Origin of the sequence: Pseudorhodoferax sp., assembly GCF_047601025.1 — a bacterium.
In the GTDB taxonomy this organism is placed as follows: Bacteria; Pseudomonadota; Gammaproteobacteria; order Burkholderiales; family Burkholderiaceae_C; genus Pseudorhodoferax.
Genome location: NZ_JASGJZ010000001.1, coordinates 3,991,403 through 4,015,242, shown reverse-complemented (window position 1 = coordinate 4,015,242; position 23,840 = coordinate 3,991,403). Strand labels below are relative to the sequence as shown.

Annotated in this window: 17 protein-coding genes and 1 riboswitch; of the genes, 7 read left to right on the top strand and 10 right to left on the bottom strand. The window is 73.2% G+C overall.

The genetic code is table 11. From position 1 onward, the window contains the following. Positions 1 to 28: 28 nt before the first annotated feature. Positions 29 to 6,106, bottom strand: coding sequence for a YDG domain-containing protein (locus QM782_RS18760; RefSeq protein ID WP_415204405.1), 6,078 nt, complete (start codon positions 6,104 to 6,106; stop codon positions 29 to 31). A 131-nt stretch (positions 6,107 to 6,237) separates the two neighbouring features. Here QM782_RS18760 and QM782_RS18755 point away from each other — a divergent pair, with 131 nt between their 5' ends. After that, entirely contained in the window at positions 6,238 to 7,146 is a 909-nt protein-coding gene (locus QM782_RS18755; RefSeq protein WP_415204404.1) for a ketopantoate reductase family protein, read from the top strand. Positions 7,147 to 7,204: 58 nt separating this feature from the next. Here QM782_RS18755 and QM782_RS18750 read toward each other — a convergent pair whose 3' ends face one another. After that, positions 7,205 to 8,374 (bottom strand): patatin-like phospholipase family protein, encoded by a 1,170-nt coding sequence (locus tag QM782_RS18750; protein WP_415204403.1) that lies wholly within the window; start codon positions 8,372 to 8,374, stop codon positions 7,205 to 7,207. A 93-nt stretch (positions 8,375 to 8,467) separates the two neighbouring features. On the opposite strand from QM782_RS18750, the gene QM782_RS18745 reads away from it, so the two are divergent. Next, entirely contained in the window at positions 8,468 to 9,022 is a 555-nt protein-coding gene (locus QM782_RS18745) for a hypothetical protein (protein ID WP_415204402.1), read from the top strand. Positions 9,023 to 9,183: 161 nt separating this feature from the next. Here QM782_RS18745 and QM782_RS18740 read toward each other — a convergent pair whose 3' ends face one another. From QM782_RS18740 to QM782_RS18705, 8 genes are all read right to left on the bottom strand, one after another. Beyond that, the gene (locus tag QM782_RS18740) at positions 9,184 to 12,522 is read right to left on the bottom strand and encodes an AAA family ATPase (RefSeq protein WP_415204401.1); all 3,339 of its coding nucleotides are present in this window, start codon (positions 12,520 to 12,522) and stop codon (positions 9,184 to 9,186) included. A gap of 109 nt (positions 12,523 to 12,631) precedes the next feature. Next, a complete protein-coding gene (cbiB, locus tag QM782_RS18735; protein ID WP_415204400.1) occupies positions 12,632 to 13,543 on the bottom strand; it encodes an adenosylcobinamide-phosphate synthase CbiB in 912 nt (303 codons plus the stop codon). A 466-nt stretch (positions 13,544 to 14,009) separates the two neighbouring features. Further along, entirely contained in the window at positions 14,010 to 14,579 is a 570-nt protein-coding gene (cobO, locus tag QM782_RS18730) for a cob(I)yrinic acid a,c-diamide adenosyltransferase (RefSeq protein ID WP_415204399.1), read from the bottom strand. Between the two features lie 211 nt (positions 14,580 to 14,790). After that, a complete protein-coding gene (locus QM782_RS18725; RefSeq protein ID WP_415204398.1) occupies positions 14,791 to 15,588 on the bottom strand; it encodes an ABC transporter ATP-binding protein in 798 nt (265 codons plus the stop codon). Continuing rightward, positions 15,585 to 16,583 (bottom strand): FecCD family ABC transporter permease, encoded by a 999-nt coding sequence (locus tag QM782_RS18720; RefSeq protein WP_415204397.1) that lies wholly within the window; start codon positions 16,581 to 16,583, stop codon positions 15,585 to 15,587. Before QM782_RS18720 ends, QM782_RS18725 begins: the two co-directional genes overlap by 4 nt. Continuing rightward, positions 16,583 to 17,452, bottom strand: a complete 870-nt coding sequence (locus tag QM782_RS18715; RefSeq protein ID WP_415204396.1) for an ABC transporter substrate-binding protein — start codon at positions 17,450 to 17,452, stop codon at positions 16,583 to 16,585. Before QM782_RS18715 ends, QM782_RS18720 begins: the two co-directional genes overlap by 1 nt. After that, positions 17,449 to 18,009, bottom strand: a complete 561-nt coding sequence (locus QM782_RS18710; protein ID WP_415204395.1) for a bifunctional adenosylcobinamide kinase/adenosylcobinamide-phosphate guanylyltransferase — start codon at positions 18,007 to 18,009, stop codon at positions 17,449 to 17,451. The genes QM782_RS18715 and QM782_RS18710 overlap by 4 nt, the downstream gene beginning before the upstream one ends. Before the next feature lie 17 nt (positions 18,010 to 18,026). Continuing rightward, positions 18,027 to 19,844, bottom strand: a complete 1,818-nt coding sequence (locus QM782_RS18705) for a TonB-dependent receptor domain-containing protein (protein ID WP_415204394.1) — start codon at positions 19,842 to 19,844, stop codon at positions 18,027 to 18,029. Between the two features lie 75 nt (positions 19,845 to 19,919). Then, a riboswitch (cobalamin riboswitch) is annotated at positions 19,920 to 20,151 on the bottom strand. Between the two features lie 26 nt (positions 20,152 to 20,177). Between QM782_RS18705 and QM782_RS18700 the strand changes: the two genes are divergently transcribed. From QM782_RS18700 to QM782_RS18680, 5 genes are all read left to right on the top strand, one after another. Further along, complete coding sequence (locus QM782_RS18700) at positions 20,178 to 20,420, top strand: DUF904 domain-containing protein (RefSeq protein ID WP_415204393.1); 243 nt, start codon at positions 20,178 to 20,180, stop codon at positions 20,418 to 20,420. Then, positions 20,417 to 20,704: a cell division protein ZapA gene (locus tag QM782_RS18695; protein ID WP_415204392.1), complete on the top strand. Its 288-nt coding sequence runs from the start codon at positions 20,417 to 20,419 to the stop codon at positions 20,702 to 20,704. The genes QM782_RS18700 and QM782_RS18695 overlap by 4 nt, the downstream gene beginning before the upstream one ends. Before the next feature lie 304 nt (positions 20,705 to 21,008). After that, positions 21,009 to 21,818: a sulfite exporter TauE/SafE family protein gene (locus tag QM782_RS18690; RefSeq protein WP_415204391.1), complete on the top strand. Its 810-nt coding sequence runs from the start codon at positions 21,009 to 21,011 to the stop codon at positions 21,816 to 21,818. Continuing rightward, positions 21,815 to 22,636, top strand: a complete 822-nt coding sequence (locus QM782_RS18685; RefSeq protein WP_415204390.1) for an SAM-dependent methyltransferase — start codon at positions 21,815 to 21,817, stop codon at positions 22,634 to 22,636. The genes QM782_RS18690 and QM782_RS18685 overlap by 4 nt, the downstream gene beginning before the upstream one ends. A gap of 205 nt (positions 22,637 to 22,841) precedes the next feature. Further along, complete coding sequence (locus QM782_RS18680; protein WP_415204389.1) at positions 22,842 to 23,816, top strand: choice-of-anchor A family protein; 975 nt, start codon at positions 22,842 to 22,844, stop codon at positions 23,814 to 23,816. The last annotated feature ends 24 nt before the right edge of the window (positions 23,817 to 23,840 follow it).

The window sequence follows — 23,840 nt, the reverse complement described above, 5'->3', positions numbered from 1 at the left end:
AATGAGTGGGTTTGACGGGGACATCGGGTCACTGCTCGGACTGGACGACGAACAGCAGCTGGTCCACGCCCGTGGGCAGGCGCACGCCGCCGTTGACGATCTCGGCCAGCGAGTTGCGGCTGACGGGCACGCGCACGTCCCGGCCCGCGCCGCTGCCGGCGATGGCCATGGCGCGCGCCTGGCCCAGCGTCACGGTGGCGGTCGGCTCGTCCTGGGTCGGTGCCAGCGCCAGCGCCAGCGGCGCGCCGGGGCTGAAGGCCGAGACTATGGCCGGCGGCACGTTCACCAGCGTCGGCGCCTTCGATGCCGGCGCACCGCTGCCCGGCGGCACCGACGCCTGCGGCGTCGCGGGCTGCGTGCGCACCGCCTGGGCCACCACCTCGCGGATGGCGTTGTCCTGCACCGCGATGCGCAGCACCGTGTTGCCCGCGTCGGCGATCGCGTAGTGCGCGTCCTGCGCCGCGAACTGCGCGCGGATCTCGTACAGCCCCGCGTCGCGGATGGCGTCCACCTGCCGGCCGTCCTTCCAGATGGTGTAGGCCAGCGCGCCGGGCGCCGTGCCAGCCACGGTGTTGGCCCAGCTTTGCAGTACCAGCTGGTCCAGCTGCGCGGTGGTCACCAGGTCCGTGCCGTCGGCCATGTACAGCTTGTCCGGCGCGGTGCTGGCCAGGGTGTAGGTCAGCGGACGGGGCACCAGGTTGCCCGTCACGCCCTGGCCGGCGCCGCCGGCCAGCTGGTAGTTGCCGGCGTCCGGCCCGCTCAGGCCCAGGCCGGTGATGGCGACGGGCTTGCCGCGGCCGGCCGTGGTGTCGGCGAAGGCGGCGGTGTAGTCCACGCCGAACCGGTCGCCGGCGACGCGGTCGTCCGTGGCCTGCACGCTGGCGCCCAGCGTGCCGTCGAACACCTTGTCGGCCACCGTGAAGTGCACCAGCAGCACGCGCGGCGTGATCGTCACGCTACCGGACGGGCCGCCGGCCAGCACGTAGTTCGGGTTGCCCAGCGCCAGCGTGCCGGCAGACAGCGCCTGCGTGCCCACGCCCTTGCCCGACAGCGCCGCGCTGCCGGTCAGGCCCGCCTGCTCGCCGGGCAGCACGCCGCTCAACTGCAGCAGCTCCGCCCCGGCCAGCGCCGTGCCGTCGTAGGCCCGGCTGGCGCCCGGCGCCGCGCTGACGCTGACCGGCCGCGCCGTGATGGTCACGCTGCCCGTGGGTGTGCTGCCCACCAGCGTGTAGTTGCCCGCGTTCGCGCCCACCAGCGTCAGGCCGGCGAGGCCGGCGATGGCCTGCGTGCCGGCGTTGGCGCCGGCCAGCGTGGCGCTGCCGCCCACGGCCACGCTGTCGCCAGGCACGAGGTTGGTGATCTGCAGCAGCGTGCTGCCGGCGTCGGTGCTGCCGTCGTAGACCTTGCTGGCGCCGGCGATGCTGGCGATGCTGACCGGCCGCGCCGTGATCGTCACGCTGCCGCCGGGCGTGCTGCCCACCAGCGTGTAGTTGCCGGCATCCACGCCCACCAGCGTCAGGCCGGTGAGGCCGGCGATGGCCTGCGTGCCGACGTTGGCGCCGGCCAGGCTGGCCTGGCCCGACAGGCCCACGCTCTCGCCGGCCACGAGGTTGGTGATCTGCAGCAGCGTGCTGCCCGCATCGGTGCTGCCGTCGTAGACCTTGCTGGCGCCGGCGATGCTGGCAATGCTGACCGGCCGCGCCGTGATCGTCACGCTGCCGCCGGGCGTGCTGCCCACCAGCGTGTAGTTGCCGGCGGCCGCGCCCGTCAGCGCCAGGCCGGTGAGGCCGGTGAGGGCCTGCGTGCCGGCGTTGGCGCCGGCCAGGCTGGCGTTGCCGGCCAGTCCCACGCTGTCGTTGCCGGCGATGTTGGTGATCTGCAGCAGCGCGCTGCCCGCATCGGTGCTGCCGTCGTAGACCTTGCTGGCGCCGGCGATGCCGGCAATGCTGACCGGCCGGGCCGTGACCGTCACGCTGCCGCTGGGGGTGGCGCCCATCAGCGTGTAGTTGCCGGCATCCACGCCCGCCAGCGCCAGGCCCGTGAGGCCCGTGATGGCCTGCGTGCCAACGTTGGCACCGGCCAGGCTGGCCTGGCCGGACAGGCTCACGCTGTCGCTGCCGACGAGGTTGCCGAGCTGCAGCAGCGTGCTGCCGGCATCGGTGTTGCCGTCGTAGACCTTGCTCGCGCCGGCCACGGCGACGACGCTGACCGGCCGGGCCGTGACCGTCACGCTGCCGCTAGGCGTGGCGCCCACCAGGGTGTAGTTGCCGGCGTGCGCGCCGGTCAGCGTCAGGCCGGTGACGCCGACCAGCGCGCGGCTGCCCACGCCGGAGGCGGCCAGGCTGCCGCTGCCCGACAGGGACAGGGTGTCGCCGAAGGCGATGTTGGTGATCTGCAGCAGCGTGCTGCCCACGTCGGTGCCGCCGTCGTAGACCTTGCTGGCGCCGGCCAGCGTGGCCAGGCTCACCGGGCGCGGCAGCACCAGGTAGCTCGACCCGTTGAGGGTGTAGTTGCCGTTGTTCAGGCTCAGCGTGCCGGCCGAGGCCAGCGTCTGCGTGCCCGCGCCGGCACCGGACAGGGTGCCGCTGCCGGTGGCGGTGACGATGTCGCCGGCCACCAGGTTCTGCACCACCAGGTCGGTGCCCGCGAAGGTGCTGCTGCCGTCGTAGGTCTTGCCGGCCTGCACCACGCGCGGGGTGATGGCGGTGCCGTCGGCGGCGAGCGTGACGCTGTAGTTGCCGGCCTTGCCGCCGTTGCTGCCGTCGGCCAGCGTGGCGCCGACCTGCGCGGTGGCGCCGGCGTTGGCGGAGGTGAAGGTGACGGTGGGGGTGAACGCCAGGGTTTCGCTGCCGACCAGGCCGCTGAGCACGCCGCCGGTGGCGCTGCCGGTGGTGGTGCCGTCGTAGGCCTTGGCGCCGACCGTGAAGCCGGTGATCGTCAGCGCCTTGGGCGTGACGGTGGCGGCCACGGGCTGGGCGGTGAGGGGCGTGAAGTCGTAGTCGCTGGGCAGGCCCGAGCCGGTGACGGCCAGGCCCGCCACGTCCACGCTGGCGGTGCGGTTGCCGGCGTCGGCGCTGTCGAGCACGCCGGTGACGCCGGTGAAGCTGAGCGTGTCGCCCGCGACGCCGCCGACCGGGCTGGCCGTGACGCTGGCGCTGGTCGTGCCGTCGTAGGCGCGCGGCGCCACGCTCAGGTTGGCCGTCACCGCCGCCTTGCTGACCTCCACCGTGCCGGACGGCACGCTGTTGCCCAGCGTGTAGTTGCTGCTGTTGAGCGTCAGGCCGCCGATGCCGGCGACCGTGCGCGTGCCGGCGTGCAGGGAGTCCAGCGTGGCCGCACCGCCCAGGCTCACGCTGTCGCCGTTGACGGTGCCGGCGAGGTTGAACAGGCTGGCCGCGGCCAGGGCACTGCCGTCGTAGGCGCGCGTGGCGCCGCTGTTCACGGCCAGCGTCAGGGCGCGAGGGTCCACGGTGAAGAAGCCGGTGGGCAGCGTCACGTCGTAGTCGGACGGGTTGATGCCGCTGGCCCAGTTCAGCGAGAAGATGTTGGGCGTGCTGGCATAGGCGTAGCTGCCGGCAGGGGTGGTCGATGACAGCGCCGCGCCCCAGTTGACCGTCAGGCAGTTCCCGCAGCCGGTGAGGCTCAGGCCCGTGAGCACGGGCACCGTGTCGCCGTAGGTCATGCCCAGTGCGCCGGACAGGGTCAGGGTGAGTGATGTGGTGGTGGGCGTCCAGGGCGCCTTGAGCACCGGGTAGCCATCGTTGAGTGTGCTCTTGTGCGCCCAGAGGCCGGTGGGGCTGAAGTCCCATCCCGCAGCGGTGAACGTGGCCGGGTTCGTCATCTGGGTGGTGGTGCGCGAGCCGCTGCCGGTATCCACGATCGGCCACATGCCGTAACGGCTGACCGCCAGCACAGTGGCCGCACCGGTGACCGAGTTGTCCCAGAAACTGTCGGTGACAGTAAGAGTTCCGAAGGACTGTAGGTCGGTATCGCCGACAAAGGCTCCTGTGCCCGGCGTCACACTGCCCACTTGGTAGCTGCGCTCAATGGTGATGTCGGCATTCGCTCTGCCAACGAATCCGCCAATGACTGTTTGGCCGGGGTTCCCCGCCAACACGTTGACGCGCGCATAGGAATCGGCCACGTTCGTTGTGAACCCGGCGGCGACCAAGCCGCCTGCTATGTTTAATCCGGACACCGTACCCTGGACCGAAGTGCGAACGATGCTGGCAGTACCATTGGACTCCACCGAGCCGACTAGCCCACCGGACTCGAGAGAGCCCGAGACGCTCAGATTGGAGACGGAGACGCCTGAAATCCGCACCGGACCCGTCGCTACCGCAACCAGGGCCGCAGCAAAGTCCATGACGCCAGTGCCGTGGACATTCACGCTGTCCAGGCTCAGGTCGCGCACCGTCAGGTTGCCCCGATAGCCACCGAAGAAGCCGGCTTTCGCGGTCGAGCCGCCCACGATGTCGATGTTGCTGATCTTGTGTCCCAGCCCCGTGAACACCGTGGGCGTGTTGCTGCCAGCCACGGATGATGGGAAGCTGATGCCGCTGGCGTCCATGTTCGCGCCCAGTGCCAGGTACGGAACCGCAGTGCTGCCCCGCAGCGCGCCCAGCAGGTCGGTGGTCGAGGTACTGCTGAGCGTGCCCAGGGTGTTCACCACGGTGTAGGTGTTGGTGGTGCCGAGCCCGCCCGCCATCGTGGAGAAGTTCGGCCCGTCCTGCAGCGACACCGGCGCCCACACGTAGTAGTCCGAGGTCTGCCCGCCGACCACGCCGTTGGACGCCGCCTGCCCGTACTCCAGGGCCAGCTTGCCGCTGGCGCCCGTGGCCGTGATGGGCTTGTTGATGTAGATGTTGCGATCGGCCACCAGCGACAGCGTCGTGTTGGCCGACCAGTTCACCGCGTCGTTGACGAAGATGTCGCCGTTGCCGCTGGTGCCGCCGTTGACGCTCTGGATCGCGACGTGGTTGCTGTTCAACTGCGTCGACAGGGTGGCGCCGCTGATGTCGCCGCCGCTGGCGGCAATGGTGTAGTCCTGCGGGTCGATCAGCCAGGTGCCGGTGCGGCCCTGCGCGGCCGCCGTGGTGATGCGCGCGCCGTCGGCGACCTTCACCTTCGCGGCGCTGGTCTCGATGAAGCCGCCATTCACACCATTCGCGCCGTCCGGCGCGCTGGCGTCCAGCGTGCCGCTGACCGTGGTCGTGCCGCGCTCCATGTCGCCCAGCAGCACGATTTTTCCCTCGTGCTCGGCGATGCTGCGGGCGCGGATCTCGCCGCTGTGGTTGACCATGCCGTCCAGCAGCCCTTCGGCGGCCTTGGCGGTCAGCAGCACCTCACCGCCATCGGCCAGGATGGCACCGCCGTTGGCCACCAGGCTGTCCAGCGCGCCCTGCTCAATGGTCACGCCGACGAGCGCGCTGCCGTTGAAGTTGAGCGTGACCTGGTTGCCCGCGGCCAGCGCGACGTGGCCCAGCTTGGCCGTGATGACGCCATCGTTGCGCACCTGCTGGCCGATCAGCGCCACGTAGCCGCCATCGGCCGCGGTGAGCGTGCCTTGGTTGACGACTTGGCCCGTGCCGCTGCCGCTGAACGTGATCTTGCCGGCCATGAAGTCGGCATCGGACAGGCCGCGCGTGGAGGCCACGAGGCCGGCGGTGTCCACCCGCGCGCCCTTGCCGAACAGCACGCCGTTGGGGTTGAGCACGAACACCTGGCCGTTGGCCTGCAGCGCGCCGTCGATCACCGAGGCCTGCGCGCCCGTCACGCGGTTGAGCACCACGGCCTGCGCGTTGGGCTGCTGGAAGCGGACGCTGGCGTCCTTGCCGATCGAGAAGCCCTGCCAGTTGATCGCCGCGCGCTGGCTGCCCTGGGTCACCGTCATCGCGCTGCCCTGCTGCGCGATGGCGGCGCTGCCGGCCGTGACCTGCCCGCCGGTGGGCAGCGCCGTCGCCGCCGGGCCGGCCGCCAGCGCCGTCGTGCCGGCCAGCACCAGGCAGGCCGCGCCAGCGGACTTGCCACGGCTGCGGGCGGTTTCGGCGACGGCGACGAAGGCGCCCAGGCGCCGGCTCCAGACTTTGCGGTAGATACGATTCATGTGAGACCCATGCAGGAAGACCCGGGAGTATTCGGGCGAACCGCGGCCCCATCTACACGCTTTGCGCAGACTTCTAGGCGCTTTGCGCAAACCCGCAAGGCCATGGGCCGGGCGGCAGCACAATGCCCGCCATGACCATCCCTCCCTTGAAGATCGCCGTCGTCGGCGCCGGCGCCGTCGGCTGCTACTACGGCGGCATGCTGGCGCGCGCCGGCCATGCCGTCACGCTGATCGGCCGCCCGCAGCACGTCGAAGTCTGGAACACCCAGGGCCTGCGCATGCAGACGCTGCAGTTCGACGAACGGGTGCCGGTCGCCGCCAGCACGGAGGTGGCGGCCGCGGCCGGCGCGGACCTCGTGCTGTTCAGCGTGAAGTCGCCCGACACCGAGGCCGCGGGCCGCGCACTGCGGCCCCACCTCGCGCCCGACGCGCTGCTGCTGACGCTGCAGAACGGCGTCGACAACGCCGACCGCCTGCGCCGCGTGCTGCCGCAGCCGGTGGCCGCTGCCGTGGTCTACGTCGCCACCGAGATGGCCGGCCCCGGCCACATGCGCCACCACGGCCGCGGCGAGCTGGTGATCGAGCCCGGGCCGCGCAGCGAGGCCGCTGCCGCGGCCCTGCGCGCGGCCGGCGTGCCGACCGAGATCTCCGACAACGTGCGCGGCGCGCTGTGGGCCAAGCTGGTGCTGAACTGCGCCTACAACGCGCTGTCGGCCATCGCGCAGATGCCGTACGGCCGGCTGGTGCAGGCGCCGGGTGTGCCCGAGGTCATGGGCGACCTGGTGGCCGAATGCCTGGCCGTGGCCACGGCCGACGGCGTGCACATCCCGGGCGACGTCCACGCCGCCGTGCGCGGCATCGCCGAGACCATGGCCGGCCAGTTTTCCTCGACCGCGCAGGACCTCGCGCGCGGCAAGCCGACCGAGATAGACCACCTGAACGGCTACGTCATGCGCCGCGGCCAGGCGCTGGGCGTCGCCACGCCGGTGAACCGGGCGATGTGGACGCTGGTCAAGCTGGCGGAGCAGCGGCAGGGCTGAACACCGCCGGGTGCCGCCGGCCCGGGGCCGGCCATCCGCCCGCGCATCAGTCGGCGCATCAGTCCGCGCGGTAGGGTCGCGCCAGCTCCGGGTCCGCCTCCAGCATCTGCTCCACCGCCGACTTGCCTTCGTCGTAGCCTTGCCGCAGGTTCTTGTGGCTCCAGTGGAAGCTCACGTCGGTGTCGCTCAGGATCGGGATCTCGACCACGCGCGGCCGCATGCGCGTCTGGTTCAGCAGGTGCTGGCGGAACAGCTTGACGTCGTTCTCGCCGACTTCCGCGGCGAACTGCATCGGCAGGTTCGACAGGGAGCCGAGCAGCCCCTTGGCCGGGTGCACCTGCCGGTTGTCGACGATGCGGCTGACCCAGACCTCGTCCAGGTCGGGATGGTCGCGCAGCAGGTTCTTGAAGTTCACCGTGTCGACCAGCGCGCCTTCGGTGTACTCGTCGCCGTCGATCTCGATGCTTTCCTCGATGAACGGCAGGGCCGAGCAGGCGCACAGCGACTTGGCGGTGATCGGCATGTACCCGTCCGCCCGGCCCTCCAGGCGCGCCGGCGCGTTGTGGAAGATCTGCATCGCGCCCGGCTTCCCGTCCTTCGGCAGCCGCCAGGCATTGTGGTAGATGTCCGGCATGCCCGCGCCGTCCAGGCGGGGCCCGGCGCCTTCGAAGATGTCGCGCAGCGCGGGGCTGTCGTCGTAGTAGATCCGCGACAGCCCCTTCATGTCGGACTGGTAGGTCAGCGAGGTCCAGAAGCGCGCCAGCGGGTTCACCGCCAGCACGTCGTTCAGCACCCAGTAGTTGAACTCGCGCAGCGTCCACCGGCCGGGGTCCAGCGCCAGCGCCTGCGTGTGCAGCAGGCCCCGCCAGATCTGCGCGGGCAGCACCAGCTTGGCCGCGTCGAGCGGCGTCGTCGCGGCGAAGCGCGACCAGGCGTCGAACATGCCCTTGCAGTCGGGCGCGAAGCCGCGGTTGACCGGGAACCACTCGTAGCCGTCGTCGTCGCGGAAGCAGTGCGTCTCGAAGTACTCGTACGTCTGCTGCGCACGGTCGGGCCCCGGCCGCGTGTTGTAGACCAGCCCGACCCAGGCGCCCACGCACGACAGCGCGAACACGTCGAACGCCACGTCGCGCTCCTGCAGCGCGGCCAGCGCGCCGATGTGCAGGCCGGCCGCCGGGCCGCCGCCCGCCAGCGCAATGGCGCGCTTCTTCTTGGTTCGATCTGCCATGGATGCATCCTGCAAGTTGGGGAAACGACGCGACCGGGAGCACGGGCCCGGCCCCGGCGCGCATGTATTGTGTCGGCCGTGCCAGGAGGTGTCATGAGCCATATTGATGAATGGAACCGGCCGGTCTTCCGGCTCCGGCGGACGCAGCCGCCGACCGATCCACCGCTGACCGCCAAACGGCCGGACCCGGCGCCGGAGCCCCCGCTGGCCCAGCGGATCGCCGCGGGCCTGGCCGGCCTGCGGCCGGCGCCGGCCATCGTGCACTTCTACCTCGGCGAAGGGCTGCGCTGGATCCGGATCGGCTACGCGGAGGACGTGCTGCTCGGCCCGGCGACGGCCGTGCAGGCGGGGCAGGCCATCGCGCAGTGCATCGCGCCCGGCGAGCCGCCGCTGTACTTCCATGCCCTGCGCCCGCGCGACCTGCTGTTCTTCGTCGAGGGCGGCGACCCCGACGGCGAGGGCCTGCCGGCCTCGGCCTACGGCGCGCCGTTCGACACAGTCCGCGACGCCTGGTCCGCCGCGACGCCGCCGGCGCAGGCCGAGGCACGCCCGGCGACGGCCCGCAGGAAGGCGGCGGCGCGTCCGGGCTCGGAAGGTGTGAATGAATCGATCGCACCCACGACGGGGGGCGGCGGGCCGCAGGCGTAGGCGCAGGCCGCCGCCCTGGCGGGTGCCAGGGCAAGGACTGCAACGCCCGCATGCGGCCTGGCGCATCCCGGCCCACAGGGCGAGGCCCTGGGAACACACGTGATGCGAGAACAGGTGGCCATCGGGCCGCGCGTGGGTGTGAGCGGTTCGTTCACACCTTCTCAGGCGAGCCCCGACGCGCCTGACCGGCCCGGGGCCAGCACGGCGGCCGCGCCGTACTCGCAGCGCTCCAGCACGAAGCCGTGGCGCCGCGCACGCTGCAGCGCGTCCGCCGCCTGCCGCTGCGCGGCACGGCCGTGGCCGGCCTGCTGCAGCGCATGCGCCCAGACCAACGTCGAGAACGCCAGCTCGGCCTGCGCATCGCCGCGCGCATGCAGCTGCGCGGCACGGTCGAAGAAGGCCTGGCCCTGCGCCGGGTCCTGCCCCTGCGCCACGCTGGCGACCGCCTTGACGCGCCAGGCCATGGCCTCGGCGAAATGGCCGCCGACCGACCCGGCCAGCGCAATGGCCCGCTCGGCCGCGGCGCCGGCCTCGGCGTAGCGGCGCCTGCAGCACAGGATCTCCGCCTCGATGGCCGGCACGTAGTCGAGCAGCGACCAATGGCCTTGCGCGACGCGCTGCAGCAGTTCGCCGGCCTGCTGCAGCGCATGCTCGGCCTCGTCCAGCCGCCCGGCGCGGCACAGGCACAGCGCCAGGAACACCAGCGCGTGCCAGCCGAGGTAGGGCACGGCATGGTCGCGGCTGATGTCCACGCAGCGCCGCGCATCGGCCACGGCCTCGTCCAGCCGGCGCAGGGCCATCAGCGCGTGGCTGCGCCAGACCCTGGCGCCGCCCTCGTAGATCGGCGACTGCAGCTGCAGGGCTTCCTGCACCGAGCGGTCGCCGAAACGCAGCGCCGCTTCGCCCTGCCCGGTCTCGCAGGCGGCATAGCCGATCCAGCCCAGCCCGGCGATGTAGTCGATCAGGCTGCCGGCGCTCTTGTACGCGCCGACGTTGTCCGCATGCAGGAAGTCCAGCGACGCGCCGAACAGGCCCTGGCAGCACAGCGCCATGGCCAGTGCCGAACCGGGCTTGCGCTCGATCCGCGGCGAACCGGCGGCGCGGCCGAGCCGGCGGATCTCGGCGAACACCGTGCCGGCCTGCGCGTACTGGCTCGAATAGAGCAGCGCGCGCCCCTCCTGGAACAGGATGGTGGACAGCCGCTCGGCGTCGCAGTGCACGCCCTCGCTCTGCGACAGGGAGCGCGCCAGCTGGCCGAGCTCCACCAGCCGCTGCGGCAGGAACGCGAAGCGGCCCACGTCCATCAGGCCGAGGATCGCGTCGATGCGCCGGCTGGCGTTGCGCGGCGACGGCGGCAGCGCGGCCAGCAGCTGCTCGGCCTTGCCGAAGTACGCCAGCGCCTCGCGGATCGCCACCATGCGGGTGGAGGCGCAGCCGGCCGCATGGAGGTAGTCCACCTGCTTGTCGGTCAGCTGCGCCTCCTGGCAGTGGTGCGCCATCAGGCCCGGCTCGCGGCCGGCGGTCTCCGGGTGCCAGGTTTCGATGGCCTGCACGATGCGCGCGTGCAGCGCCTGGCGGTCGTGCCGCAGCTGGCTGTCGTAGGCTGCCTGCTGCACCAGCGCGTGCTTGAACACGTAGCTGGCGTGCGGCGGGGCGCCCTGCTCGAACAGCAGCTGCGCATCGACCAGGCGGCCCAGCGCGCGGCGCACTTCATCCTCCGGCAGGCCGCAGACGTGCACCAGCAGCGGCAGGCCGAAGCTGCGGCCGATCGCGCTGGCGATGCGCGCGACGGCCTTGGCCTCCTCGCCCAGCCGGTCCAGCCGCGCGGCCAGGCTGTCGTGCAGCGTCGCCGGGATCGCCAGGGCCGGCAGCGCGCCGTCCAGCACCAGCTCGCCCTCGGCCTCGCGCAGCGCGCCGGATTCGAGGATCGTGGCGGTCAGCTCCTCCACGAACAGCGGCACGCCGTCGGTCTTCTCGACGATCAGCCGCAGCACCTCGGGCGGCAGGCGCCGGCCGCGGCACACCTGCCGGACCAGGCCGATCGCGTGCTCCGGCTGCAGCGGCTCGAGCCGGATGCCGGTCTGCGACACGCCCTCGGGCCAGTCCTGCGGCCGGTGCGGCCGCGCGCTGACGATGAGCAGCAGCGGCCGATCGGCCATGCGCCGCAGCAGCGCGCGCACGAAGTCCTCGGTGACGCCGTCCAGCCAGTGCGCGTCCTCCAGCAGCAGCAGCACCGGGCCGGTGGCGCTGCGCCGCTCGACATGGCGCAGCAGCAGCTCGCGCGTCAGCGCGCCCCGGCGGTCCTGCGGCAGCTCGGCCGGCAGCGCGTAGCGGCCATGGGCCGGCGTGCCGACCAGCTCGGCCACCAGCCCCACCTCCAGGTCCGTGGCCTCGTCGCCGAGCCAGCGCGCCAGCGCCGCCAGGCTGCCCTCGGCATGGCCGTCGCTGACGCCGGCGGCGCGGCGGATCCAGTCGATGATCGGATACAGCGGCGCGCTCGCCTGCGTCGGCGCGCACTGCAGCAGCACGTGGTGGCCCGGCGTCTGCACGGCGGCGGCATGCAGCAGCCGCGACTTGCCGATGCCGGCCTCGCCCACCACCGTCACGACGTGGCACTGCCCGGCACGCACGCGCGCGGCGGCGCGGGCGATGGCGTCGAGCTCGGCGGCGCGGCCGAGGCATTCGTGGATCACCCCGCGCCGGGCCGAGAAGCGCTCCCGGGCGGGGCCCTCGCCCAGCACCTTCCACACGTGGATCTGCCGGGCCACGCCGCGCAGCTGGTGCAGGCCCAGGTCCTCGTAGCCGAACACGCCCCCGGCCAGGCGCCTGGTGTCGTCCGCCACCAGGATGCTGCCGGGCTCGGCCAGCGCGTGGATGCGCGCGGCGACGTTGGGCGTGAGGCCGGTGGCCGAATGGCGCTCGGCGAAGCTGCCGCCGACGATGTCGCCGATGGCCGACACGCCGCTGGCCAGGCCGATCCGGACCTTGGCGTGCGCGCGGCCCGGCGCCGGCGGCCTGGCCAGCGCCTGGCGGATGGCCAGCGCGGCGCGGATGCCGCATTCGGCCGCGTCCTCGCGCGCGACGGGGTAGCCGAAATAGGCGAGCACGCCGTCGCCGACGATGCGCGCGACGAAGCCGCCCGCGGCCTCGATGGTGCGGCTGCAGACCGCGTAGTAGTCGTGCAGCGCCTCGTACAGGTCGTCCAGGTCCAGCTGCGACGACAGCGCCGTGGAGCCGACCAGGTCCACGAACATCACGGTGACGTGGCGGCGCTCGGCGCGCACCGGGCCGGCCGCCCCGCCCGCCAGCGTGTGCATGCCGTTCAGCGCGGCCAGCAGGATGCGGCGGTGCCCCAGCGACAGGCCCAGCTCCCGCAGGTCGGCATCGGACAGGCTGCGCAGCACGTCCCAGGAGATGTCGTTGCTGGCAAAGGCCTGCAGGTACATGCCCAGGCCCAGCTGCTGAAGCCACTGCGCCAGTACCTCATCCTGTCGGGCCACGGCCGGATCTCCCGGACCCGAGGTGCCCACGGCCTCGGGCCAGCGTCGTTGGGTGGTTGGGGGCGTCGCAATGTACTACGGTGTCGCGGTGCGCGGCCGCCCCTGCTGCTCAGCCGCCCCCCGCCGGCAGCAGCGCCACGCCGCCCAGCGCGCCGGCGGCGGCCACTGCCCAGCCGGCCAGCCGGGCCGCCCGCGCCGTGTCGGCCGGCTGCGGCGCCCGCCCCTGCGCGTGCAGCGCGTAGACGCCCGGCTTGCGCAGCCGCACGCCCAGGCGCAGCGCCATGGCCGCCATCGGCCAGCCGCCGTTGGGCGACGGCGTGCGGCCGGCCTCGCCGGGCAGCCGCGCCCAGGCGCGCGGCGGGCACAGCAGCAGCGCCGTGATGCGCGCCGGCAGCCAGCCGAGCACGTCGTCGGCGCGGGCGGCCCATTTGCCGGCCCATTCCCAGTCGCGCCCGCCGCGCAGGCCGCGGTAGCCCCACATCGCGTCGGCCGTGTTGGCGAAGCGGTACACGGCCGCGCCGGGCAGGCCCAGCAGCACGAACCACAGCAGCGGCGCGACCACGGAGTCGTTCAGGTTCTCGGCCAGCGATTCGATGGCGCTCTCGCGCACCAGGCTCTCGTCCAGCGTGGCCACGTCGCGGCTGACCAGCCGGGCCAGTTGCGCGCGGCCGTCGTCCAGCGAGCGGGCCAGCGCCTGCTCGACGGCCAGCACCTCGCCGCGCAGCATGCGCCAGGCCAGCAGCGGCTTGAGCGCCAGGCCCAGCGCCGCCGCGGCGGCCCAGGCCGGCAGCCAGCGCAGCAGCGCCCACTGCAGCGCGGCGGCCAGCAGGCCGGCCGCCAGCGCGCCGGCGCACCAGGCCAGCGCGCCGGCCGCGAAGGCCGCGGCCGGCGCCTGCGGCAGGCGCCGGCCGGCCCAGCCGAGCCAGCGGCCCATGGCGACGACCGGGTGCAGCGCCGCCGGCGGCTCGCCCCACAGGCGGTCCACCAGCAGCGCGACCCACAGGGCAGCGGCGGCCGTCAACCCGGAACCCGGTTCTCCACGGCGCTGGCGCGCGACCCACGGCGCATGGGACCGGGCCGCCAGCAGCGGCCCGAACGTCCGCGGAGCAGGCCATGCCAGCGGACGCCGCGGGCCGGCCTCGCCGGACCGCAGGCGTGCCCTGCAGGCCGCAGCAGTTCCCGAGGAGCCGCCTCGTCGGGCCGTCCAGGCCGGCGCGGGCAGGCGTGGAGCCGCGGCCCTCCGCCCCCGCGAGGGGGTTGGCGCGGCGCCCAGTGCGGAAACGGGGGCGCGCTCATTTCAGTTTTCCATGGCGCCGGCGCGCCACCCGCAAGGCATGAAACCGGCTTGCAGGCAAAGGTTCACAAGGCCGCGGAGCAGGCCATGCAAGTGCACCCGCGGAACTGGCTCTGCCAGGCCGCCGGGTGCGCCCCTTGAGGGGGATGGGACTTCTACACGCAGTGAGAAGTCCAAACGGGGTGGTTTCATTTCAATCCTCGATGCCGCGCTGGGCCGGCACGCCGGCCTGGAACGCGTGCTTGACGAGCCGCATCTCGGTCACGGTGTCGGCCAGTTCGACGATCTCGGCCGGGCAGCGCCGGCCGGTCAGCACCACGTGCACCTCGCGCGGGCGCTGGCGCAGCGTGTCCAGCACCTCGTCCAGCGGCAGCCAGCCGTAGACCAGCGGGTAGGTGATCTCGTCGAGCACGACCATGAACCAGGCGCCGGACAGGATGGCTTCGCGCGCGCGGGCCCAGCCGTCGCGCGCGAGCTGGGCGGAACGCTCCAGGTCCTGGCTCTTCCACGAGAAGCCGTCGCCCAGCCCCTCGATCGGGATGCCGATCTGCTCGAACATGCGGTGCTCGCCGAAGCGCGCGGTCGGCACCTTCATGAACTGGTAGACCTTGACCGGCTTGCCGCGGCCGTGCGCGCGCAGCGCCAGGCCGAACGCGGCCGTGCTCTTGCCCTTGCCGTCGCCGGTGTGGACGATGACCAGGCCGCGGCGCTCGCCGGCGGGCTTGTCGTAGGGCTTCGCGGTGGGCGGGGTTTCGATCTGCATGTGGTTCCTTCCGAAGAAAAATCGTCTCAGCTCTCCACGGCGCTGGCGCGCCACCCGCAGCGCATGCAACCAGGCCGCAAGCAGCGGCTCGAACGGCCGCGGAGCAGGCCATGCCAGCGGACGCCGCGGACGGGCTTTGCCCGGCCGCAGGCGTCGCCCCCTTTGAGGGGGTTGGCGGAGCGCGCAGCGCGCAGACTGGGGGTGGTCCATCTCACCGGGCCACGGCGATCCACTGGCCGGCGACGGCGTGCACGGCGATGCGCCGGTCGAACACGGCTTCCAGCGCGTGGTGCGTGGCGGCGTCGCCGCTGGCGCCGTGGTGCACGATGCGGCCGCGCGCGACGATGACCAGCGCATCGGCGCGCAGCGCGGCCGGCAGCTCGTGCAGCACGCTGACCACCGTGCGGCCCTCGGCGGCCAGCGCGCGGGCCATGGCCAGCCAGTCGGCCTGGTGCGGCGGGTCCAGGTTGGCCAGCGGCTCGTCCATCAGCACGATGGGCGCCTGCACCGCCAGCGCGCGCGCCAGCAGCACGCGCTGGCGCTCGCCGCCGGACAGGCTGCCGAGCGGCCGGTCGCGCCAGGCCCAGGCATGGGTGGCGCGCAGCGCCCGCTCCACGGCGGCCTGGTCGGCGGCGGCGGGCGGCGCCAGCCAGGCGCGGTGCGGCAGCCGGCCGAGCATGGCGACGTCGTGGACCGACAGGTCGTCGGCCGTGGCCTCGTTCTGGCCCAGCCAGGCGATGGCACGCGCGCGCGCGCGGGCGCCGACGTGCGCCAGCGGCCGGCCCTGCAGCAGCAGTTCGCCGCGGCTGGGCGGCAACAGGCCGGCCAGGGCCTTGAGCAGCGTGGACTTGCCGGCGCCGTTGGGGCCGACGACGGCGGTCCAGCTGCCGGCGGCGAGCCGCAGGTCCACGCCATGCAGCACCTCGGCGCCGCCTTGCGCGGCGTGCAGCCCGCGCGCCTCGAGCACCGCGCCCGCGCCCGCGCCGCCTGCCGGGGCGCCCGGCCTCATGCGGCGCCTCCGGCCCGGGTCCGCTGGCGCATCAGCCACAGCAGGTAGGTGCCGCCCAGCACCGCCGTCAGCACGCCGACCGGCAGCTCCTGCGGCGCGATCAGCCAGCGCGCCAGAATGTCGGCGCCCAGCAGCAGCGCGCCGCCCAGGCCGGCCGCCAGCAGCACCAGCCGCCCGTGCGTGACCTTGACCAGCGAGCGCGCCAGGTGCGGCGCCGCCAGGCCCACGAAGGCCACCAGGCCGGTCTGCGCCACGGCCGCGCCGGTGGCCAGGCCGAGCGCGGCGACCAGCGCGGTGCGCATGGCCGCCAGCGGGATGCCCAGGCTGGCCGCGGTCGCCTCGCCCAGCGCCAGCGCATCCAGCGCCGGCGACAGGCCGAACGCCACCGCCGCGCAGACCGCCAGCGGCAGCGCCATCAGCACGCAGCCCGACCAGCCCACCGTGCCCGTGCTGCCCAGCATGAAGGCCTGCAGCGCCTGCATGATCTCCGGCGACAGCAGCATCAGCAGCGAGGTGAACGCGCTCAGCACCACGCCCACGACCACGCCGGCCAGCAGCAGCCGCAGCGTGTGCTGCACGCCCTGGGCCAGCACCAGCGTCAGCAGCACGCCGCCGACGGCGCCGGCGAAGGCCGCGCCGGCCAGCCCGGTGCGCGCCAGCCACGACATCGCGAACGGCGAGCCGCCCAGCGCCGCCATGCTGGCCGCCACGCCCAGCAGCGCGCCCGAGCCGCTGCCCAGCAGGTAGGGGTCGGCCAGCGGGTTGCGGAACAGCCCCTGGGCGACGGCACCGGCCAGCCCCAGCAGCGCGCCGGCCAGCCAGGTGCCGAGCGTGCGCGGCAGACGGATGTCGCGCACGATCTGCCAGAGCATGGGGTCGCCCTGCAGCCGCCACGGCCATTCGAAGCCGGTGCTGCCCACGCTGGCGCCCAGCAGCACCAGCGCGGCCGACAGCAGCGCCAGCGCCAGGCCCAGCCAGGCGGCACGCCGGTGCATCACGGCGCCCGGGCCTTCAGGCAGTCGGCCATCACGCGCGCGGCCTGGTCCATGCGCGGGCCGGGCCGCACCACGATCTCGGCGTCGTCCACCGAGAACAGGCACACGCGCCGCTCGCGCACCGCGCGCATGGCCTGCCATCCCGGGTAGTCGAGCTCGGCCTGCATGGTCCGGTTGGCCAGCATGATGACGTCCGGATCGGCGCGCACCACGTACTCCGGGTTCAGCTTGGGAAACGGCCCCAGGCTGGCCGGCACCACGTTGGCCGCGCCCAGCCGCGCCAGCGTCTCGCCGATGAACGAGGAGGCGCTGGCGGCGTACGGCCCGCGGCTGACCTCGATGTACACGCGCGCGCGCCGCGCCCGCTCGGGCAGCGCGGCGGCGGCCTCCTCCAGCCCCTGCGCGATGCGCTGCCAGACCCGCGCGGCCTCGTGCGCCGGCAGGCCCAGCAGTTCACCGACCGTGCCGAGCACGCGGCGCACGTCGGCATGGTTCTTGGGCTCCAGCACCACCACCTTCAGGCCCAGCGCGCGCAGCCGCTGGCCGATCTGGCCGGTGTGCGAGGCCAGCACCACGTCGGGCCGCGCGCGCACGATGGCCTCGACGTTCGGGTCGATGCCGCCGCCCAGCTGGGGCAGGCGGCGCACCTCGGGCGGCCAGTTGGAAAAGCGGTCCACGCCGACCAGGCGCGCGCAAGCGCCGAGCGCGCAGACGGTCTCGGTCAGCGAGGGCAGCAGCGAGACCACGCGCGCGGGCGGCTGCTCGAAGCGCAGTCGCGCGCCGGTCTCGTCGGCGATCTCGTAGGGCGCGGCCTGCGCCAGCGCGCTGCAGCAGCAGGCCAGCGCGAGCAGCCGGCGCAGCCACCTCATGCGGCGGCGCCCTTCAGCGCCAGCGGCAGGCCGGCGGCCATCAGCGTCACGCGGGCGCAGCAGGCGGCCAGGCGCTGGTTCAGGCCGCCGAGCGCATCGACGAAGGCGCGCACCTCGCGCCCGAGCGGGATCACGCCCAGGCCGACCTCGTTGCCGACCAGCACCAGCGGGCCGGAGGCCGCGCGCACGGCCTGCTCCAGCGCCTGCAGCGCGGCCTCGGCCTGCGCCGGCGTGGCGGCCGGGCCCTGCGCGGGCATCAGCAGCCCGGTCAGCCACAGCGTCAGGCAGTCCACCACCACCAGCGTGTGCGCATCGCCATGGGCCTCGATGGCCTCGGCCAGGCGCAGCGGCTCCTCCACCGTCCGCAGGCCCGGCACGCGGGCGGCGCGCTCGGCCTGGTGGCGCGCGATGCGCGCGCGCATCTCCGCGTCGTGCGGCTGGGCGGTGGCGACCAGCACCGCGCGGCGGCCCGCGCCGCCGGCCAGCCAGTCGCGCGCCAGCAGCTCGGCGCGGCGCGACTTGCCGCTCTTCTGCCCGCCCAGGATCAGCTCGGCCATGGCGCGGCATTCTCCATTCAGCGCGGCTGCCAGCGCAGCGTCACGAACACGCCGCGGCCGGGCTGGTTGTAGCCCCGGGCGGTCTCGTAGTCGCGGTCGAACAGGTTGTTGACCTTGCCGCGCACCGACCAGTCCTTGGCGAAGGCGTAGTCGGCATACAGGTCCAGCGTGGCGTAGCCGCCCAGGCGCTGCGTGTTGGCCGCATCGTCGAAGCGGTGGCTGGCCGCCAGCAGCGTGCCGCCGAAGGTCCAGGCGCCGGCCGCGTAGTCCGCGCCCAGCGTGGCCTGGCGCTTGGCGCGGCGCTGCAGCACGCGGTCCGAGACCTCGTTGCGCGGGTCCAGCAGGTCCAGGCTGGCGCGCAACGTCAGCGGGCCGGCGCTGCCGGCGTAGCCCAGCGTCCAGCCCTCGATGCGCGAGCGCGGCACGTTGGTCGGGTTGGTGCCGCTGGTGATGTAGCCGCGGATCTTGTTGTCGAAGCGCACCAGCTTGACCTCGTGGCCGCCGGCACTCCAGGTCACGCCCAGGTCGGTGTTGCGGCCGCGCTCGGGTTCCAGCAGCGGGTTGCCGAAGCCGGGGTAGTACAGCTGGTTGAACGACGGCGCCACGAAGCTGGTGCCGCGCGAGGCATGCACGCGCCAGGCCGGCGTGATCTGGTAGCCGTAGCCAGCGAACCAGGTGTTGGCGCTGCCGAACTGCGAGTTGTCGTCGTGCCGGCCGTTGACCTGCCAGCTGTGCGCGCCGGCCGAGCCGTTCAGGCCGGCGAAGAGGCCGGTGATGCTGCGGTCCTTCACGGTGTAGTCGGTCGAGCCGGCGACCTTCTGCTCGCGCCGCTCCACGCCGGCCAGCACCACGCCGACCGGCGTGTCCACGTTGTTCTGCCAGGTCCACTGGTTCTGCGTGGTCTTGAAGTCGGACGGCAGCCAGGACGCCTCGACCGCATTGGAGGTGTCGGCGCTGTGGCCGAAGCGCAGCTCGGTCTGCCAGGCCGGCAGCACGCGGCCGGTGAGGCCGGCGCCCAGCACCACGCTGCGCACCGTGGTGCGCGCATCGCGGCCCGGGCCGTCGTCCAGGTGGGTCAGGCCGTCGGAATACAGGAAGTTCGCGTCGGCACGCCAGCCGCCGTCGAGCTGCAGGCCCAGCGAGCCGTTGACCGAGTCCTGGCGGTACGGGTCGCGGTCCGGGTTGTAGTTGCCGAAGGCGACGCGCTCGTTGGTCGCCGAGAAGCTGTCCTCGCGCTGCTGGCGCAGGCCCAGCGCGTAGGTCAGCGCGCCCTGGCCGCCGCCCACGCCGGCCGACAGCTCGCGGTGCTTCTCGCTGCCCAGCGTGGCCGAGGCGTAGGGATGGAAGCCGGCGCGGCCCTTCTTCGTGAAGATCTGCACCACGCCGCCCACGCCCTCGCTGCCGTACAGCGAGGAGGCCGGGCCCTTGAGCACCTCGATGCGCTCGATCGCATCCAGCGGCACCGCGTCCCAGACCGGCGTGCCGGCGGTGGCCGAGCCGTAGCGCACGCCGTCGATCAACAGGATGGTGTGGCGCGCTTCGGTACCGCGGATGAACACGCTGGAGGTCTTGCCGGCGCCGCCGTTGGCGGCCATCTGCAGGCCGGCCTCGCGCGCCAGCAGCTCGGGCAGCGTGCGCGCGGTCGAATGCTCGATCTGCGCGCCGTCGATCACGACCACGTCGCTGACCAGCGCGTCGGCGCGCGTGGCGCCGCGGGTGGCGGTGACGACGATCTCGTCCAGCGTGGCCGGGGACGGTTGGGCCAGGGCGGGCCAGGCCGCGGTCAGTGCCAGCGTGAGGGCGCTCAGGCGCGCGCGGTGCATGCGGTGCTTCATGTGAGGAGGAACACAAACCAGGTGCCCCCGCCAGCTTCCCCGCCGGCGTATGGGCGTCACGGCCGCGCACGGACGTGCGGCAGCCACCTCGTTGGCCGGTATCCGGGCTGGCGGCGCACGCTCCACCGCCTTCCCGCGCGCGGTACGCGCAGTGGCACGAGGATGAAGTGGAAGTCCCTGGACTTCGGCCGCTTACCGTTGCGGGGGCAGCGCAGGTTAGGCCCGCGCGCGGCGGCGCGCCCCCCTGCTTCCCGTTGAACTGCGGCGCGTGAACCGCGCCGCGAGCACCAACGGCGCGGATTCTATGTGCGCGAACCTACAATGCGCCCCGCCATGGACCAAGCCACCCAGATCCAGCAGATCGCCGAGCGCACCGAACGCCTGCTGCTGCGCCACCGCGAACTGCAGCGCACCAACGCACTGCTGGCCGAGCAGGTGGAGCAGCTCGAGGGCGAGCGCGATTCGCTGCGTTCGCGGCTCGCGGCGGCGCGCGCGCGCATCGACGCGCTGCTCGAACGCCTGCCCGACTCCATCAGCGTGGCCCCGGCCCCCGCCTACCGGAAGGACCCGCCGTGAGCCAGCTCGAAGTCAAGATCCTCGGCCACAGCTACCGGCTCAGCTGCCCGCCCGGCGGCGAGGAGCGCATGCTGCAGGCGGTGCAGCGCGTCGACAGCGCCATGTGCGCGATCCGCGATGCCGGCAAGATCCGGGCACGCGACCGCATCGCCGTGCTGGCCGCGCTGAACATCGCGTTCGACCAGGCCGAGGCGCCCGCCCCGGCCCAGCCGCCGAGCGACCAGCTCGCCGCCATCCTGGCCCGCCTCGACGACGCGCTCGGCGGCGACGGCCAACTGCTCTAGCGGCCCGCGCCGCGCAGCGCAAGTGCCGGCGCAGCAACACCACGATGCGTGCGTTTATCGCGCTTCCGGGCCACAGCATTCGTCCTAGAATGGCCCCGTCTGCGGTGTTCGCCGGGCTTTATATGTCCTTGAACCAATGCTCATACGAGCCTGGGCCTGGAACATTTCCTGGGGAGCGTGAACGTCTCGCGTCAGATGATCCCAACTCCAGGCTGACCTAGCCCACCTGGACCCCCGGTTCAGGCTGCGGCCCGGTGGCACCTGCAGACACCTTTCTCGCTTCCGTCCCTCCCCTTCTCCCCCGATGTCGCTGCTGCTGCTGATCGAGCTGGCCCTGCTGGGGCTGGGCTCCGGCTTCCTGGCCGGGCTGCTGGGCATCGGCGGCGGCATGCTGATGGTGCCGTTCCTGACCTTCTTCTTGTCGCGGCAGGGCGTGGACGCGGACCTGGCCGTGAAGATGGCGATCGCCACCTCCATGGCGACCATCATGTTCACCTCCGTCTCCAGCGTGCGCGCGCACCACCGGCGCGGCGCGGTGCGCTGGGACCTGGTGCGGACGCTGGCCCCCGGCATCGTGCTGGGCAGCCTGTGCGCCAGCCTGGGCGTGTTCGCGCTGCTCAAGGGCGCGTACCTGGCGATCTTCTTCGGCCTGTTCGTCGGCTTCTCGGCCACGCAGATGTTTCTGGACAAGAAGCCCAAGCCCACGCGCCAGATGCCGGGCACGGCCGGGCGCGTCGCGGCCGGCGGTGGCATCGGCTTCCTCTCGGGGCTGGTGGGCGCCGGCGGCGGCTTCATCAGCGTGCCGTTCATGACCTGGTGCAACGTGCCGATCCACAACGCCGTGGCCACCAGCGCGGCGCTGGGCTTTCCGATCGCGCTGGCCAACGTCGTCGGCTACGTGCTGGCCGGCCAGGGCCTGGCGGACCGGCCAGCCGCCTCGCTCGGCTACGTCTGGCTGCCGGCGCTGGCCGTGATCGCCTGCGCCAGCGTGCTGACCGCGCCGCTGGGCGCGCGGGCCGCGCACGCGCTGCCGGTCGGGTCGCTGAAGAAGGTGTTCGCCAGCGTGCTGTACCTGCTGGCCGCCTACATGCTCTACAAGGGCATCACCGCATGAAGCGCCTGCTGGCCGCCGCCGCGCTGTGCGCCGCCGCCGTCGCGGCCCGGGCGCTGGAGGAGGTGCCCTTCATCACCTCGCCCGACAACGTCACGCTGGAGATGCTGCGCATCGCCCACGTCGGCAAGGACGATCACCTGATCGACCTCGGCTCGGGCGACGGCCGCATCGTGATCCTGGCCGCGCAGCGCTTCGGCGCCAGCGGCCTGGGCGTGGAGATCGTGCCCGACCTGGTGCGCCAGAGCGAACGCAACGCCCGCGACGCCGGCGTGGCCGACCGCGTGGCGTTCCGCCAGCAGGACATCTTCGAGACCGACCTGTCGGGCGCCACCGTCGTCACGATGTACCTGCTGCCGGACGTGAACCTGGCGCTGCGCCCGCGGCTGCTGGCGCTGCGGCCCGGCACGCGCATCGTCTCGCACGACTGGGACCTGGGCGACTGGAAGCCCGACCGCACCACCGTGGTCGAGGTGCCGGACAAGCAGGTCGGCCTGCAGAAGTCGAGCCGCGTCCACCTGTGGACCGTGCCGGCGCAGGTGCACGGCCTGTGGTGCGGCAGCGGCGTGCTGCGCGGCACGCGGTTCGCCGTCGAACAGCACTACCAGACCTTCCGCGCGACGATGACGCGCGGCGAGCGCGTGCGCGCGTACGAGGGCACGATCCAGGGCGACACGCTGCATTCCCTGCCCGGCGCGCGCACGCAGATGCAGCTGCGCCTGCGCGACGGCCGGCTGGAGCTGGTGCAGGCCGACGGCCCGCTGGCCTTGCTCAAGGGCGCGACGCTGCAGGCCGCCACCGGCGGCCGCTGCCCGGACTGACCCTCTCGCCCTGTTGTTGCGCCGGCACCGCGGCGCCTGTGCCGGATTGCACGGCCACCGAAGGCGCTCGACGGCCCCGCGTGAACTAGTCGGCGTCTTGGCCCGCGGGCTTGCGTCGCCCCTGATTCGCACACAAAAGCGAACGGAGAATTCGCTTCATCCGCTCAATTCCATTACTTGTCGAGCGGCACCCAGAAAGCCAGCCATGCCCATCACGCCCAAGTCCCTGCTGTTCGCCGCTGCTGCACTGTGCGCCAGCGGCTTCGCCAACGCCGCCGCCGTCAGCCTCGGCGGCGCGGCCGACTACAACCTGGTCAGCTTCAGCGACTTCGCCTCGCGCCACAACTCGGTCGGCGGCGGCGTGGCCGTGGCCGGCAACCTGACGGCCAGCGGCCTGGACCTGAACGGCAACCGCAGCGCCGCCGGCATCGTCGTCGGCGGCAACCTCAGCTACACCAACGGCACGCTCAACGGCGACACCTACGTCGGCGGCAATCGCAGCACGCAGGGCATCGGCTTCAACGGCCAGTGGACCAGCGGCGACGTGCCGCTGGACTTCAACAGCCTGTCCCGCCAGATGCAGGACCTGTCGACCGCGCTGGCCGGCCTGTCGGCCACGGGCTCCGGCGCCATCCAATGGGGCGGCCTGTACCTGACCGGCAGCAACAGCGCGGTCGAGGTGTTCAACCTGAGCGCGGCCCAGCTGTCCAGCCCCGGCTGGTCGAACCTGTCGCAGCTGCAATCCGGCAGCACCATCATCATCAACGTCAGCGGCACCAGCGTGAACCTGCACGACGGCATGCTCCGCGACCTGTCGCCCTACAACGTGCTGCTGAACTTCTACGAGGCCGAGACGCTGGACCTGCGCAACATCGGGCTGGACGCCAGCATCCTGGCGCCGGAAGCGGTGGTGACCGGCAGCAGCGGCAGCATCGGCGGCAACGTGGTCGTCGGCGGCTGGGACGCCACGATCACGCTGAGCGGCAACCGCTACTTCAGCGTCGCGGACGTCGCCGGCTACCTGCCGCCGGCCGCGGTGCTCCCCGCTCCCGGCCCGGCCGACAGGCAGGCCGACCCGGGCGCCGAAGTCCCGGAACCCCACCAGCTCGCGCTGATCGTGCTGGGGCTGGCGATGGTCGCCGTGGCCACGCGCCGCCGCCAGCAGCGCGCCCGCCGCTGACCCGCCCGGCCCGCGCCGCCACCA